General features: G+C 34.1%; 16 protein-coding genes and 2 pseudogenes. 4 read left to right on the top strand and 14 right to left on the bottom strand.

The features are described 5' to 3' along the window. Window positions 1-104: 104 nt before the first annotated feature. The 4 genes from ABH955_RS07325 to ABH955_RS07340 all read right to left on the bottom strand — a co-directional run bounded on the left by ABH955_RS07325 (window position 105) and on the right by ABH955_RS07340 (window position 4,588). The gene (locus tag ABH955_RS07325; protein WP_002012622.1) at window positions 105-740 is read right to left on the bottom strand and encodes an FMN-dependent NADH-azoreductase; all 636 of its coding nucleotides are present in this window, start codon (window positions 738-740) and stop codon (window positions 105-107) included. A gap of 241 nt (window positions 741-981) precedes the next feature. Beyond that, the gene (gene pbpC, locus ABH955_RS07330; RefSeq protein WP_309514844.1) at window positions 982-2,967 is read right to left on the bottom strand and encodes a penicillin-binding protein 3; all 1,986 of its coding nucleotides are present in this window, start codon (window positions 2,965-2,967) and stop codon (window positions 982-984) included. Between the two features lie 156 nt (window positions 2,968-3,123). Beyond that, on the bottom strand, window positions 3,124-3,612 hold the full coding sequence (locus ABH955_RS07335; RefSeq protein WP_000637202.1) for a dihydrofolate reductase: 489 nt from the start codon (window positions 3,610-3,612) through the stop codon (window positions 3,124-3,126). 19 nt (window positions 3,613-3,631) lie between these two features. Next, complete coding sequence (locus tag ABH955_RS07340; protein ID WP_002065184.1) at window positions 3,632-4,588, bottom strand: thymidylate synthase; 957 nt, start codon at window positions 4,586-4,588, stop codon at window positions 3,632-3,634. A 198-nt stretch (window positions 4,589-4,786) separates the two neighbouring features. Between ABH955_RS07340 and ABH955_RS07345 the strand changes: the two genes are divergently transcribed. Together ABH955_RS07345 and ABH955_RS07350 are read left to right on the top strand one after the other, a co-directional pair. After that, the gene (locus ABH955_RS07345) at window positions 4,787-6,244 is read left to right on the top strand and encodes a serine hydrolase (protein WP_404455067.1); all 1,458 of its coding nucleotides are present in this window, start codon (window positions 4,787-4,789) and stop codon (window positions 6,242-6,244) included. A gap of 211 nt (window positions 6,245-6,455) precedes the next feature. Then, a pseudogene (locus tag ABH955_RS07350) lies at window positions 6,456-6,680 on the top strand (S41 family peptidase); the annotation flags it as partial. 35 nt (window positions 6,681-6,715) lie between these two features. On the opposite strand, the pseudogene ABH955_RS07355 reads toward ABH955_RS07350, so the two are convergent. The 6 genes and pseudogenes from ABH955_RS07355 to ABH955_RS07380 all read right to left on the bottom strand — a co-directional run bounded on the left by ABH955_RS07355 (window position 6,716) and on the right by ABH955_RS07380 (window position 11,563). After that, window positions 6,716-7,649 (bottom strand): annotated as a pseudogene (locus ABH955_RS07355) (aminoglycoside phosphotransferase family protein). Between the two features lie 11 nt (window positions 7,650-7,660). Next, on the bottom strand, window positions 7,661-8,047 hold the full coding sequence (locus ABH955_RS07360) for a VOC family protein (RefSeq protein WP_016126868.1): 387 nt from the start codon (window positions 8,045-8,047) through the stop codon (window positions 7,661-7,663). Window position 8,048: 1 nt separating this feature from the next. Continuing rightward, window positions 8,049-8,684, bottom strand: a complete 636-nt coding sequence (locus tag ABH955_RS07365) for an HAD family hydrolase (protein ID WP_404455064.1) — start codon at window positions 8,682-8,684, stop codon at window positions 8,049-8,051. Between the two features lie 105 nt (window positions 8,685-8,789). Further along, the gene (locus tag ABH955_RS07370) at window positions 8,790-9,377 is read right to left on the bottom strand and encodes a YpjP family protein (RefSeq protein WP_002031682.1); all 588 of its coding nucleotides are present in this window, start codon (window positions 9,375-9,377) and stop codon (window positions 8,790-8,792) included. A gap of 283 nt (window positions 9,378-9,660) precedes the next feature. After that, window positions 9,661-10,860 carry an ABC transporter permease gene (locus ABH955_RS07375; RefSeq protein ID WP_404455061.1) on the bottom strand — a complete coding sequence of 400 codons (1,200 nt, stop codon included), beginning with the start codon at window positions 10,858-10,860 and terminating at the stop codon, window positions 9,661-9,663. Further along, window positions 10,853-11,563 (bottom strand): ABC transporter ATP-binding protein, encoded by a 711-nt coding sequence (locus ABH955_RS07380; RefSeq protein ID WP_002168480.1) that lies wholly within the window; start codon window positions 11,561-11,563, stop codon window positions 10,853-10,855. Before ABH955_RS07380 ends, ABH955_RS07375 begins: the two co-directional genes overlap by 8 nt. Window positions 11,564-11,711: 148 nt before the next feature. On the opposite strand from ABH955_RS07380, the gene ABH955_RS07385 reads away from it, so the two are divergent. Together ABH955_RS07385 and ABH955_RS07390 are read left to right on the top strand one after the other, a co-directional pair. Continuing rightward, window positions 11,712-12,143, top strand: a complete 432-nt coding sequence (locus ABH955_RS07385; protein WP_404443020.1) for a GNAT family N-acetyltransferase — start codon at window positions 11,712-11,714, stop codon at window positions 12,141-12,143. Between the two features lie 29 nt (window positions 12,144-12,172). Further along, a complete protein-coding gene (locus ABH955_RS07390; protein WP_002185960.1) occupies window positions 12,173-12,700 on the top strand; it encodes an HAD-IIIA family hydrolase in 528 nt (175 codons plus the stop codon). Between the two features lie 56 nt (window positions 12,701-12,756). Here ABH955_RS07390 and ABH955_RS07395 read toward each other — a convergent pair whose 3' ends face one another. The 4 genes from ABH955_RS07395 to ABH955_RS07410 form a co-directional block, all read right to left on the bottom strand. Beyond that, window positions 12,757-13,197: a GNAT family N-acetyltransferase gene (locus ABH955_RS07395; protein WP_033713296.1), complete on the bottom strand. Its 441-nt coding sequence runs from the start codon at window positions 13,195-13,197 to the stop codon at window positions 12,757-12,759. Beyond that, complete coding sequence (locus ABH955_RS07400; RefSeq protein ID WP_033733927.1) at window positions 13,194-13,667, bottom strand: SAM-dependent methyltransferase; 474 nt, start codon at window positions 13,665-13,667, stop codon at window positions 13,194-13,196. The genes ABH955_RS07395 and ABH955_RS07400 overlap by 4 nt, the downstream gene beginning before the upstream one ends. Before the next feature lie 86 nt (window positions 13,668-13,753). Continuing rightward, complete coding sequence (locus ABH955_RS07405; protein ID WP_404455057.1) at window positions 13,754-14,452, bottom strand: aspartate/glutamate racemase family protein; 699 nt, start codon at window positions 14,450-14,452, stop codon at window positions 13,754-13,756. 148 nt (window positions 14,453-14,600) lie between these two features. Continuing rightward, entirely contained in the window at window positions 14,601-15,803 is a 1,203-nt protein-coding gene (locus ABH955_RS07410) for an iron-containing alcohol dehydrogenase (RefSeq protein WP_404443332.1), read from the bottom strand. Window positions 15,804-15,869 lie beyond the last annotated feature (66 nt).

Below are 15,869 nucleotides of genomic sequence, written 5' to 3' on the forward strand. Positions count from 1 at the left end.
CCCCACCTATTATCATTCCGACCTTCATTATACTAGACAAACGAAGGAAAAAGAAGAAAAAATGTCCAAACAACAAGTGTTTGGACATTTTGAAGTTTTCTATATTAGAAACGTTTTGCTAATTCGCGTGCATTTACAATTGCTGCTTCTTTAATGTCTTGTGCTTTTTCAGGATTTGCATTCATTCCTTCAACTGCAATATATTCAGTGTCTGATACACCCATGAATCCTAATACCGCATTTAAGTGATTGCGACCGAAGTCCATAGATGCGTATGCTCCTTCAGAGTAAACGCCGCCTGTAGCTTGAATATGAAGTGCTTTTTTGCCTTCTAGTAAGCCAACTGGACCATTTTCAGTATATTTGAATGTTTTACCTGCGATTGATAAGTTATCTAAGTATGCTTTCACTACTGCTGGGTAGCTGAAGTTCCACATTGGAGTCACGAATACATAACGATCTGCATGCATAAATGTTTCTAAGTTATTGTTCATTGCTGCAACTTTTTGTTGCTGATTTTCACTTAAAGTTTCGAATCCTTCGCCTGCTGCAAATTTCCCCCAAGCAGCGAATACGTCTGCATCGATTGCTGGTACAGTTGTATTGAATAAATCAATTGTTACAACTTCGTCTTGTGGATGTTCGTTTTTATATGCTTCGATAAAAGCTTCTCCTACTGCCATACCGAAAGAACCTTCTGCTGAATTTGGATTTGCTGTAATAAATAGTACTTTTGTCATTGTATTAGCTCCCTTTTACACATTTTATCTTTAATTTGAGATTTGTAATTTTAAAGTAAACAACTTACCTTATGTAAGTATAATACAAAAAGTTATGTTTGATGTCAATAAAAAATAGCTACTTTTTTTTCGTAAGTTAATGATTTATTTTGTCCCTTTAAAATTCAGTATATAGATATTTAGAATTCCTCATGCAAAAAGGCTATCTCTATACACTATAGAGATAGCCTTTTATTACATATTATTTTTGAAAAACATGTTTCACTTTTTCAGCTGGAATATTACTTCCACCTCTACCTTTTACATCTTCAATCATCATTGTAATGACCATATCAGGTGAATTTAAATCAAACGCAGCAAACCAACCTAGTTCTTTTCCTTCTGCCTCTTTTGATACTTTTAATTCTGCTGTTCCTGTTTTACCAGCAAGGGTCATACCATCAATTTTCGCAATTTTCCCCGTACCATCTGGATCGTTAATTACTTTCGTTAAAGCCGTTTTCAATATATCTTGATTTTCTTTAGAAATCACGTTCTCTTTCCAAGCTTTTGGTTGTTTATCTGTTTTAATAAGATATGGCGATGGAATCGTTCCATCATTTACAATCGGTGCATACGTTAAAGCTAAATGAAGAGGAGTCATTAAGACTTGTCCTTGTCCATATCCTGTATCTGCCATTTGAATATCATTTTTTATGCCATCATTTGCGATTTTAGAAGCTGGGAATCCGTATTCAATTGGTAATTTCTCATCAAATCCGAATTTTTTCGCCTCAGCCATAAATTTATCTTTTCCAATTTTCAAAGCTTCTTGTGCGAAATAAATATTATCCGAGTATTTCATTGCCTTATCAAAATCAATCGGATTTGCATCTTTTACACGTGTTACGTAATAATTGCCCCAAGAAGAATCTTTCGTCCATTTCAGTCCTTCAATTTTCAATTCTTCTTTTGGATCGATTGTTTTTGTTTCAAGACCAATTGCACCTGTAATTGGCTTAAATACAGAACCTGGTACCGATAATTGTGTAAATCGATTCGTCATCGGTTTTTTCGGGTCATTATTCCAAGCCTCGCGCTGTGCTTTTGATGTTCCTCGTGCAATTAAATTAGGATTATAAGCTGGACTACTTACAAGAGCAATTGTTTCTCCACTTTTCGGATTAATTGCCGCACTTGAACCAGCTTCTCCTTTCATTTCATTATACGTTTTTTCTTGAACAACACTATCGATAGTTAAAGTTACATTTTCTCCATCAACAGCATCTGTTTTCGCTAAATTTTTAATTTCTTTTCCTTGTGCATCCTCCATGAAGACACGGCCACCTTTTTTCCCGCGTAGCTGTTCTTCCAATACTTGCTCTAATCCAGCTTTACCAACTGGATCATCGGCTTGATAGCCTTTCTTTTGAAGCGTTTTTAAATCTTCTGCATTTACTTTTCCGATATAACCAGTAAGATGCGCTGCTGCTTCCCCTAACGGATATGTACGAACATTTACAGGTTTTGCTGCAACACCAGGTAAATCGATGTACGTATTTTGCGTTGCTCCCTCAGGCAAAATTCCAATTGGTACGAGATACCCTGGTTTTACCCATTTCGCAGCTAGTTTTTGATCAATCTCTTCTACAGACATATTTAACAACTTCGCTACTGCTTCTTTCGTTTGCGGAGCAGTTTCATCTAATTTTTCTGGAATAATTCCAATCTCAGAAGCTTTCCCATTCGTCGCAAGACCTTTTCCATTACGATCGTAAACTTCACCACGTTTTGGTTGCGTTGCCTGCATACGCACTTTACTATCTTTTGTCATGCCAGGGAAAATGAAATCAGGAGTCCAATCTATTTTCCAAGATTCTTTATCTCCATCTTTTTCTTTCACCATTTTTGCTTCATGACCAAAAGTGATTTTACCACCAACTGTATCCATGCTTACTTTAAAAGGAACAGGGCCTTCATCTTTTTTATCTTCTTTTACTTCCCCTGTTTCTACCTTTAAGTCTTTCACTTCAATACCAGAATAAATTTTTTCATATTTCTCAGTAAACTCTTTCTTTGAAATATCTTTTTTTGCATTTTCTGATAATTGATCGTACATATCTGCAAATTTTTGTTTATTCCATGCTTTTACATATGTATCAAACGCTTCTTGTGGTTTTTCTTCTTTACCACATCCAACTAACATGAATGTTAAGCAAAGAAAAAGAATCCCCCATATTTTTCTCAACTGATTCTCCTCCTCTTTCTATATTAATACTTTTGAAAATTTCAGCATTTTTCACATGCTACCTTTCATTATAGCACTATTGAATATCATCTATAAACTTACATTTATAAATACAAATAAAAAAATTGATGCGAATACTCACATCAATTTTTATTATTATTGTTGTTTCTCGTATACATGGTAATAATACGTATACGGATTTTTTTCATCCGTTAAACCTTTTTCTACAAAAATCTCTTTCCAATTTGTCATATCCATTTCTGGGAAGAATGTGTCTCCTTCAAATGCGTGGTGGATTTTTGTTATATATAACTTGTCTACATAAGGTAAAAAGAGATCATAAATTTGCGCTCCGCCAAAAATAAAAATCTCTTCTTCATTTTTACATAGTTCAAACACTTCTTCTACAGTATGAGCTACTTCGCAGCCTTCTACATGATACCCTTCATTACGAGTTACAATAATATTACGTCTTCCAGGCAATGGTCTACCAATTGCTTCATAGTTCTTTCTCCCCATAATAAGTGGGTGACCCATCGTCGTTTTCTTTACATACTGTAATTCACTCGGTAAACGCCAAGGTAAGTTATTATCTTTACCAATTACTCTATTCTCGTCCATTGCGACCATAAATGAAACAATCATCTTGTCATCTCCTCTACAATTACACTGCAACCGGTGCTTTAATCGCTGGGTGTGGATCATATCCTTCAATCGTTAAATCTTCCATCTCAAAATCAAACACAGATTTCACATCTGGATTTAATGTAAGTTTAGGGAACGGGCGTGGTTCACGTGCCAACTGCTTTTCGACTTGTTCAAAATGATTTGTATAAATATGTGCATCACCAATTGTATGAACAAACTCTCCTACTTCAAGACCACATTCATGTGCTATTAAATGTGTTAGAAGTGAATAGCTTGCAATGTTAAATGGAATGCCAAGGAATATGTCACCGCTTCTCTGATATAACTGACAAGAAAGCTTTCCATCTGCTACATAAAACTGGAATAGCGTATGACAAGGCGGTAAAGCCATACTTGGTACATCTTCAGGATTCCAAGCAGAAACAATTAGCCGGCGTGAATCTGGTGTTTTCTTAATCATTTCAATTACATCTTTTAATTGATCAAGTGTCTCACCAGCTGTCGTTTTCCAAGCACGCCACTGCTTTCCGTATACGTCTCCTAAATATCCAAATTTCGTTGAGAATTCATCGTCTTCTAAAACGTTCTTTTTAAACAATTCCATTTGCTCATCGTATCGCTTCTTAAATTCCTCATCTTGTTGTGAGCGAAGACCGAAATCTGTCATATCAGGGCCAGTATACTCATCGCTTTCTACCCAGCTCTTAAACGCCCATTCATTCCAAATATTATTATTATGTTGCAATAAATAGCGAATGTTTGTATCACCTTTCATAAACCAAAGCAGTTCACTTGCTACAAGGCGAAACGGGACTCTCTTTGTCGTTAATAAAGGAAATCCTTTACTCAGATCAAAACGCATTTGATATCCAAATACAGATACAGTTCCTGTCCCTGTACGATCTTCTTTCTTCGTACCGTGCTCCATTACATGGCGGCATAAATTTAAGTATTCATATTCAGCATGTTTCATATGTAGGAAAACCTTCTTTCAATCTTATATGAAATTTATCATAACATGAAAAACAATAAATTTAATAATCTTGATAAATAAAAATTATTTCAGTAATTCTTACAAAATTATTAACTTTCCATATTTAAAAAGGTTTTCATTTTCTATTACCGAAAGTATAGTGCGGTAAGACAAAATTTATATTTGGAGGTTAGAAGTATGTCTAAAATTGAAACTCCTGTTATGACTTCGTTACAAACAACGGTTGAAAAAATGATGAAGGATTTAAACGTTCCTGGTGCTGCTGTAGCTGTTATAAAAGACGGTGAAGTTATTCTTTCAGAAGGTTTCGGATATCGAAATATAGAAACAAAAGAACCTGTTACACCGAGTACTCGGTTCGCAATCGGTTCCTCAACGAAAGCTTTTGGCACACTTTCATTAAGCTTGTTGGCACAGCAAAAAAAGTTTAATTGGGATACTCCTGTCCAGTCTTATATACCTAACTTCTCTTTATCTGAACTACTTGCTAGCTCACAAGTTACAGGACGAGATTTGGCTTCCCATCGTACTGGGATAAGTCGTCATGAGGCTCTTTGGTACAGCTCTTCCTTATCTCGAAAAGATCTCGTTGAAAAAATAAAACATTTACAACTTGATGCACCGTTCCGCACAGCATTTCTTTATAACAACTTAATGTATGCAACAATTAGCCACATTGTTGAAAACATTACAAATCAAACGTGGGAGCAATACGCTACAGAACATATTTTAGAACCTTTAAATATGAGACATACAAATTTCTCTGTTACAGATTCACAAACTACAGATGATTATGCTTTACCTTACATTGAAAATGAAGGTGAAATAAAAGAAGTTCCATTCCGTAACATCGATACAGTCGGCGCTGCTGGATGTATTAATTCTACAATTGAAGATATGGCAAATTGGGTACTTCTTCACTTAAACGAAGGAAAGTTTGGAGATCATGAATTAATCTCCTCTGAATTATTACAACAAATGTATACACCACACAATTCAATTCCAGATCAACCGATTTTATCACTTCCCGAATCTCCATTAAATAGTTACGGACTTGGTTGGTTTATTAGTGCTTATCGTGGTAATAAGGTGGTTCATCATGGCGGTAATATTGATGGATTTTCAGCGCTCGTTTCATTCATACCAAATGAAAACATAGGCCTTGTCATTTTGACAAATGCTGGAGGCACATTACTTCCTACTTATCTCGCTAATCAAATTTATGATGAACTACTTGAATTAGAATCCATTGATTGGCATAAACGTGCTGTAGAAGATACTGAAAAAATGAAGGAAATGATGAAAGAAGCAACTGAATCACTTCCTGAACAAATTAAAGGAACTACACCTTCTCACAAGTTAGAGGATTATACTGGTACTTTTGAACATCCTGCATACGGAACATTACAAATATACAAGCGAGATGATTCGTTAAATGTACAATTTATGGAGATGGATATTCAATTAGGGCATCATCATTACGACATCTTCTCCGCAGAAGTTGAGTTATTCCAAATGAAAATGAGTTTATTATTCGCTTATGAAATGAGTGTGAGTGGTGAATTCCCATCCCTTCAGTTACATGTACCAGCTATGTTAAGTACTCAGCCGCTTGCATTTAAGAAAATTAAATAATTTTTAAATAGAGGGATGACAACACTTCCCTCTATTTCCCTTTAAATTCTTCATCCAAAAAAAGGATAATACGTAAAGGATACAGAATTCTATTATTCAACTAATTAAATTATAAAGTGAAAAAGCTATGTACACAGAAATTTTTAAAGAAATTGTTTCGATTACTCATCACGATTATTCCGGTTGTATTGATAAAAAAGGATGGGACGATCCTACTGCTGGTTTAAATGATTATTCTAATTTAGCAGTAATGGAATGGGCTGATACATTTGCTCTTTACTACCCTACTTCACGGCTTTCTATTATAGATAAAGGCGAAGGAATGTCCGGAATTGGTATACAACCGCATATACATATCCCGTGGACTCCGGAACATATACAAGAAGATGTAGATTTAAAGTTAGCATTACAACTGCTTCAAAACGAAGAATGGTAAAAAATAAAGGTAGATGTGAATCACACCTACCTTTTCTATTTCATATCAATCTTTTCTGGTTGAAACCAAATTGGCTTTGATAGCTCAAAGTTTTTATGATCCGCTAAAACTATAGTAAGACGTTCTAACGTATCATCTAACATATGCGGTGCTGCTCGTAAGGACCAGACAACTGATGAGAAAACTGTCATGCCAACGTACACCGCATATAATTTCCAAAACTCCTCTGGTATTCTACCATTAAAGTATCCTTCTATTTGTCCAATTGAATACGGAATACTAATGTCCCTTGCAAATAGTGCAATTTTCAACGAAATCATGAAGTGGATCGCCCCAGTCGTATCCATTAAAATCAACAACACCTACATATTTCCCATCCCGCACAATTATATTTTCTAAATGAAAATCATCGTGTTGAAATCGATTTGGGCGGTTTTGTAAATACATTTCATTATCATCTATAAACTTTATGATTTTATCATCATTTTTTATTTTTATTCCACATGTTTTATATGCCACTAAATATTTCCGGTGTTTTTTCATTGCTCTTTCATACCATGGAAATATATCCTTAGGAGCTTCATATGTATGCATTTTTGCTAAATCTTTTCCTGCCTCTATACCAATATTATATTGTTCTTTTGGTGAATACGTAGGCAATAGCTTCTTCGCATCTTCTCCTTCTATATACGAAAAAACACCGTAGCATAAACCTTCTTCTTCCAACAAACCCATTTCAATTGGCTTTTGTGCTTGCACACTACGTTTTTGCATTTCATTTAAAATTTGAAACTCTATTTTCTTTCTTTCAAACTCTTTTATATCGCCTGTCCGTAACAAATACTTTTCATCTTCAATAGTCGTAATGATATATTTTTTATCAGGAGAGAAACCTTTAGAGATTTCTTCAATATTTGCTGCATCTTTTACTATTTGTATATTGTTTTGCCGTGCTGTAATTGTCTTCATGTTTATTCCCCTTACATTTCTACATTTGGTGTATACGCTACTTCTATAATAAATCCATTCGGATCGTAAAAATCAATAGTATAGTATCCGTCCGAATAATGACTCATTTCTATCGGACCACGTATTACCTTCACTTTTGTACTAGCAAGAAAATCTGCTACTTCATCAACTACTTCTCTACGAATAGCTTGGTAACAAATATGTCTAGGCCCTAAAGTCCTTACAATTTCCCCGTCCATCTCTTTAAAATATATTTCACTTTCTCCCGTACTATATGCTACTTCATTTAACTTTCTCCATCCAATTATCAAAAACAATTTATCATAAAAAGAAATAGACTCCTCTAAATTCGCGACCCAAAATTCAATATGATGAATACCTGCTCGAAGTGTATTCATATTAAGAATGTGCCCCCTGTACGACTTGTACAATTTCCATAGGCGTATGAACCATATAATCTGGTGCATCTTTTTCTACTGTTTCAATGACATCATATCCCCAAGATACCCAAATTACGTTCACACCAGCCTTTTTACACGCTGCTACGTCTCGCTGTTCATCACCGACATATAACATATCTTGCTCTGTTATTTTTTTTGATTTTAAAAATCTTTTTATCATTTTGTCTTTACCAAATAAATTTTTAGAACAATACACTTCTTGAATATTTTCGATACCATTATTGTGTAAAAACGCCCGAATATGCTCTTCTGAGTTCGATGATATGACGGCAATCCCGTAGCCTTTTTTATGTAATTCATCTAATACATCCTTCATCCCATGGAACAAAACGAGATCTTTTATAGCAGGTTGATCCAATTTATAAAACTCCAGCGCTAATATCGGTAGTTTATACAGTGGTACATCGATTTGCTTACATCTCTCTGGCATCGTTAATTTACGTAAATACTCAATTTCTTCTTCCCTTACCGTTTTATATCCGTGCTTTTCAGCAAGTTGATTATAAATCGGTACAAATATATTTTGTGAATCTACTAATGTGCCATCAAAGTCAAAAACGATATATTTTTGCATCCCCATACTCCCTTTTTTCTTTTTTCCTAAACATATGTTATTCAACAACATAAATGTCGTATCCTTTCATAAAGAAAAAAAGAACAAGATTTTCTCTCGTTCTTTTTAAGACAACCATTTCGGCGGTACATTCGTATTCCAATAAATATTTCCTAACTCATGGTGTCCTGAATATCCATCATCAAAACGATGATAGTGGAAATTAAAATAATATCCATCTTGCGGTGGATGATCTCTCCTCACATGAAATCGCAGTAAGTCATTTCCTGATTTCGTGTCATAAACATGAAAAATCTTTTCATTATTTCCGCCAGCCGGTCTTTGAGAAATCGCTAATGATTGTAACGATTCTTCTGGCACATCATTTGCAAGTTCCGCAATTGCCTCTTCAATTTTAGGTAATACAACATCTTTAAATTCATCTTCAATTACAGGCCCAATTTTAGAGCCGAATTTTTGCATAGATTGCTTCTCTGCTTCTTGCATCGCATAGTTAACAAAAGTATCGGTGGTTAACCTATCATTTGTTTCTTCATATGTATAGGACGTACTCTCCAAATTTTGTTGCCCAGCTGTGCTCGTAGGCTTGTCCGCAGCTTTGGCATTATCAAGTAATATGGAAGGAGGCGTCACTAAACCAAACGTAAATACGGTAATTAATGCGACTAAGGTTTTTCTAAACCAATTTGGCATTTATGTTCCCTCCCCTTTCACTCATTATATTTTATATAACGGTTGTTTCTTCTATTATACAAAATGATTGTAATTTTTGCACTTTACAATTTTGTTAACGTTCACATATTTTTCACTTGAATATGAAATTGTAAGATTTCATACACTATAAATACAACAACAATGAGGGGGACAATCAGATGACTTTAGATGTCGTGTACTCAGCCGCAAGCATACTCCTTTTAGTATATTTTATTTACCAGTGTGTTACAGACTAGAAAAAGAGCCATTTCCGGCTCTTTTTCTATGGTAAAAATAGAATCCAACCAATCCATACTATAAAAATAATCCCGGCAATTACAGCTGGTAATAAATAAAAATGAGAAAGTATAACTATTCCATACAAAAATATTACTGGAAGTAATAAATAGCGATCTGCCTTCCATCTTAACAATAGTAATTTGCCTTCATCACAATATAAATGTAGAAACATTTTTTTCGTAAATTCATTCCAATAATCGCGTGCATAACGAGAAATTGCAACTAACGTAAATACGAGGATAATAGCTGCAATCCACCTCGGACTCATCATAATACTTACCGTGCTTATACATACAATTTGAATATAAAATATTCGTGCACTACTTGTACGGAAAAATTCTTTCAAAAAAGATTCAACGATACGCGAATCAGCTTTTTTCCCTAAAAGTCTTTTAGAATGTGGGAACATCCACGGTTTTTTACTCGAACTACTCGGTTTAGCCGCATGACCACCAACTTGCATAATCCCACTCGTCCAGCGCATACTTTCTTCTTTCTCTTTCTCAACTTCTTTAAAAAAGCAATTTTTATAATTTAGTTTTTCTTTTATCAATACGATAATTAGAAAAACTGCTAGACCGATACATAGTATAGAATAAAATGGATTTTTATAAATAAGAAACAGACTCAATCCAAAAAAGGATAGACTTATAGAAAATATTACATTTTTTATAATCCATAGTAGCCATCGTTTCCCCACACGTATATGAATAAATCTCGTCAACAACGACAACATAAATCGAAATACAGTAAAGAATGTCCAAAATAATACGATTTGTATCTTTGTCGCTCCGATACTTTTCATTAACACTGGTAACATAACAACTACTACCATTACATTCGTTATCGCTATTCGAATAAATGTATATATCATGCCGTACTGAATTAATTTTCGCATATGAGTTGGATACGAAATTAAAAATAAGCTATCTGCTTGTTCAAAAAACGAGCGTACACCTCTCGAATATGTTACAAGATAAAATGCGAGTAAACCTAATCCGAAATACACAGTCTCTTCCATCGATAATGTTTCCGTCCATAGTGATCGATAATAGATTCCCATAAATATAAGTGCTGGAATAATTATATATAACGCAACTGTCCAATCTGTTACCGAACGTATGGACTTCCATTTCCGCTGGAGTTCATGGCGTAATCTTTTATAAAATTGTTTTTTAATCATGCTGTTCACGCCTTACGATTACATCAAAACAGTCTAATAATGAACTCCCTGGCATTTCTGCTAACGTTTGAATAGACTCTAAATGTCCATCTGCAACTAATGTACCTTGTGAAATGAGCAAAAATCTTTCGCAAATTCTTTCAGCAGTATCCAATACGTGCGTACAAAGTAAAATTCCTGCCCCGCGCTCTTTTTCTTTATATAAATAACTTAAAAACTCTTTCGTAGCTACTGGATCTAATCCGATAAAAGGTTCGTCAATTATATAAAAATCTGGCTTAGTTAAAAACGCCAATATAAGCATCGATTTTTGTTTCATCCCTTTTGAAAACTTTGATAAATACTCATGCTTATGCTTATCCATTCGAAACATATGTAATAATTCTTCAGCTTCCCTTTCCCAGCTTCCTACTTCATTCTCACGAGCAGCCATTAATAATTCAATATGTTCCCAGAGCGTCAAATACTCATAATATGTTGGATGTTCTGGCACATATGCATACGGATTTTTCTTTTCACCAAATGATATTTCACCATTCATATTTACAAGTAAGCCTAGCATCGTTTTAATCGTAGTACTTTTCCCGGCACCATTTGCGCCAATAAGAGCAACTAATTCACCTTTTTCAATTGAAAAAGCAATATCATGAATTGTTTTTTCACCTATTTCATATCCAGCTGAGCGGATATTCACCTTCAACATACATTCCCCTTCTTTCCATTCCCAATACAATCAAGGAAAATAATAACACTATCTATATATCATTATAAAATATTTATTTTCATAGCAGGAAAAAACATTTTTTAACAGAATATTAAATGTTTGATTACATTTTATTGGAGTGAATACTATGCCTTTTCAAATTCGTGAAGCGATGATAGATGATATAGATACACTTTGTTCTTTAACAAAAGAATTAAAAGGTTCCTCTATTTCCTATGAAGATATGAACAACCGATTGCAATTCGTACACATGAGTCCTTTTGATTTTTTATATGTTTATGAGGAAGAAGAAACTATATTTGGATTACTTGGGTTTCGTATACGCGAAAATTTAGAAGATGTAACTCGTTATGGAGAAATTTCAATTATTAGCGTCGATTCCACAATACGGCGGAAAGGCATTGGACAAGTGTTAATGAATTATGCAGAACAGTTAGCAAAGAAGCATAATTGCATTGGAACATGGCTAGTTAGCGGAACAAAAAGAGTGGAAGCACATCTTTTTTACAAAAAATTAGGTTATGAAGTAAATGGATATCGATTTGTAAAACATTTTTAAACTACTTTTTAATTGAAGGGACTATAACTATGACAAACATTAAAGCAATTTTCATTGATCGTGACGGTACAATTGGCGGCGACACTACAATACATTATCCTGGATCTTTTACATTATTCCCCTTTACAAAAGCAGCTCTGCAAAAACTAAAAGCTCAAAATATAAAAATTTTCTCTTTCACAAATCAACCAGGTATCGCGGATGGAATAGCGACTGTAGCTGATTTTGTACAAGAATTAGAAGGTTTCGGTTTTGATGATATTTACGTTTGTCCTCATAAACACGGGGATGGTTGTGAATGCCGTAAACCAAGTACAGGCATGCTTCTTAAAGCAGCGGAAAAACATGAGCTAGATTTAACAGAATGTGCTATAGTTGGTGATCGTTGGACTGATATTGTGGCAGGAGAAAAAGTGAATGCAACAACGATATTAGTACGAACAGGCGCTGGATACGATGCTTTACATACGTACCGAGACAAGTGGGCACATATTGAGCCAAACTACATTGCAGAAAACTTTGAAGATGCAACAAACTGGGTTTTAAATCAACTATAATACAATTTAAAAGAGACGTTTTCATTTTGAAAACGTCTCTTTTAATCTTACATTTTTTAAAATGTTAATTCATAATGGAAATAACGATTATCTCTCAAATAACCATTTTCAGCATATAATCGCTGTGCTGATAAATTATCAATCTCTGTTTGTAATTTTACACCTTTTGCGCCATTTTCTAATGCGAATTTTTTAGCAGCTTCTAATAATTTTTTACCTGTTCCAGATCCGCGCTTCGCCGCTTGTACAAACAGATCATTTAAAATCCATAATTCTTTCATTGAAATGGAAGAAAATGATGGATATAATTGCGTGAATCCAATATATTCACCGTCTTCAACTGCTACGAAAATAACGGATTCCTTTCTCTCGATACGATTTCTTAAAAATACTTTTGCACTTTCTAAATCGGAATCTTGTCGGTAAAACATACGATAGTTATTAAAAACTGATGCTAGTCCATCTAAATCTGCAATTGTTGCCTCATATATTCTCATTTTACTCCATTCCCCTTCCAATACTTTCTCATTATATCCGTTACCCATTTAGGCTGTTGTATTTCTTCTTTCGGCATAAACTCTTTCATTATTGGCTTTATGTCCAATATAGGGGTACCATCAATAGCATCTAACCCCTCAACAATAATTGATTTACCTTCTCTTTTTATCACTTTTACAATTGTTACACCTATGCGATTCGGGCGATTTTTCCCGCGCTGTGCAAAAATACCTACTTTAGGATAATCATTATTATTTCTAGGATGTCTAGCAAAATATTGAATTTGTTCATCCGTTACTTTATGAAAATAAAAAACAACTTCAATATGAGAAAAATCTTCAATCCCTTGTATACTTTCCTCTGTATACAATTCAGTTAAAGTAATACAGGATCTTACTTCTCCCCATTCGTCATCTTTTATTTCCTTTCTTTCATTATGTACAAATGCGATTGGTTGAACTGAAAACATACGCATCCCCCTTAAATGTAACCACTTACATTATAAAGTATTTTCTGAATGTTTTCCACACACACGGACTAGGTTACATAATATAATTATAATCTATTTTGTAAAGCGAAATTAACTGCTTCAACTGCATGTATATGAGTTGTGTCAAATATCGGTATTGATACGTCTTCCTGCTTTATTAATAATCCTATTTCTGTACAACCTAATATGATTCCTTGTGCCCCTTCTTGTACTAGCTCTTCTATAACTCTTTTATAATACTCTCTAGATTGAGGTGTTATCTTTCCTAAACACAATTCTGTATATATTACTTCGTTTATCTTATCTCTATCCTTTTTTGATGGAACCATTACTTTTATATGATTCTCTTCTATGCGTAACTTATAAAAATCTTGCTCCATTGTATATTTAGTTCCAAGCAAACCAACCGTTTGAATATCTTTCCTTTTAATTTCTTTCGCAGTTGCATCAGCAATATGTAACACTGGAATATTAATATTCTCCTTTATTTTCTCAACTACTTTATGCATTGTATTTGTGCAAATAATTATAAAATCTGCTCCTCCCCTCTGTAACGAATACGCCGCATTCCCTAATACTTCTCCTGCTCCATTCCAATCTCCGTTAGACTGGAATCGTTCAATCTCTTCAAAGTCCACACTATTAATCATACATTTTGCTGAATGTAACCCTCCTAATCTCTCTTTTATTTCTTCATTTATGATTCGATAGTATTCAGAAGTTGATTCCCAACTCATACCACCAATTAAACCTATTGTTTTCATTAAACCAACACCCACCTTATACTGTTTTTTAAAATTAATTATAACGTTTTATTATGTATATTATACATAATAAAACAAGACTTTACATTTATAATATAAAGTCTTGTTTTAACTATTTCCAAGGAAATTTTATAAGAATATTCTGAAATTATTTCTCTAATGTTTTTATAGAATCTTTATATTGATAATGAAAACATTCTCGATACAACTGTTTAATTTCATCATATGATGGCACACGTGGATTATTTGCTGGACTCCCACTTTCAATTGCATCTGATGCCATTTTAGAAATAGCTTTTTCAAATTCAACTTCACCAATTCCGTATTCTTTTAAATTTGGAATACGAAGATCGAAACAAAGTTTCTTTATTTCAGCAAGCGTGTAATTCGCTACTTCTTCCTCAGAATATGAGTAGAGATTTTTGTTTAAATTGCGTCCAATCTCGGCTAACCTTTTCACTGCACTTGTTTTTGTGAACTCTAAAACTGTAGGTAATAGTATGGCGTTCGATATACCATGCGGTACATGAAATAGTGCACCTACTGGCCTTGACATACCATGAACTAACGTAACTGATGCATTTGAGAATGCAATTCCAGCTTGTAATGAAGCGATCATCATTGCTTCCCTTGCTTCCATATTATCTCCATCTTCATATGCAATACGTAAATATTTCATAATACTTTCAATAGCCGAAAGAGCAAGTACATCTGTAAGTGGTTGTGAAAATTTAGAAATATATGCTTCAATTGCATGGCATAATGCATCTATACCTGTCGCTGCCGTAATATGAGGTGGTACCGAACTTGTTAATATCGGGTCAATAATCGCTACTTGTGGGGTAAAACTCGGATGCTTCATCATCATTTTTACATCTGTTTTTTTATTCGTAATTACTGCTACACTTGTTACTTCTGACCCAGTACCTGAAGTTGTTGGAATTGCAATGAGTGGTAGTGGATCATTTTCTATTTCAACATCTTTTTGGACGTAATATTCAATTGCTCCACCATTAGTATGTAACACCGCTACTGCTTTCGCAGCATCAATACAACTTCCACCACCAATACCGATAATAAAATCACACTTTCCTTCTTTACAAATCGTTAACGCTTCTAATACGTGTAAATTTGTAGGCTCAGCATTCACTTTGTTATATGTAATAACAGTAATACCTTTCTTATTTAGCTGTTTTATGCACCTTTCAACATACCCTAATTTCTCCATAATTGTATCAGTAACTATAAAAGCTCTTTTCCCAAACTTCTTTGATTGTTCCCCCAGCTTTTCAATCGAATTTCTTCCATATAGTACCGACTTCGGCATACGAAACTCAGCAACTTCTTGCAAGTACTCCACCCCTTCTTCCCCTTATTAATGTTTTAGTTTATAAAATATCAACTAAATAAATCTTTA

Origin of the sequence: Bacillus sp. RC240 (assembly GCF_044907945.1) — a bacterium.
Classification (GTDB): domain Bacteria; phylum Bacillota; class Bacilli; order Bacillales; family Bacillaceae_G; genus Bacillus_A; species Bacillus_A mycoides.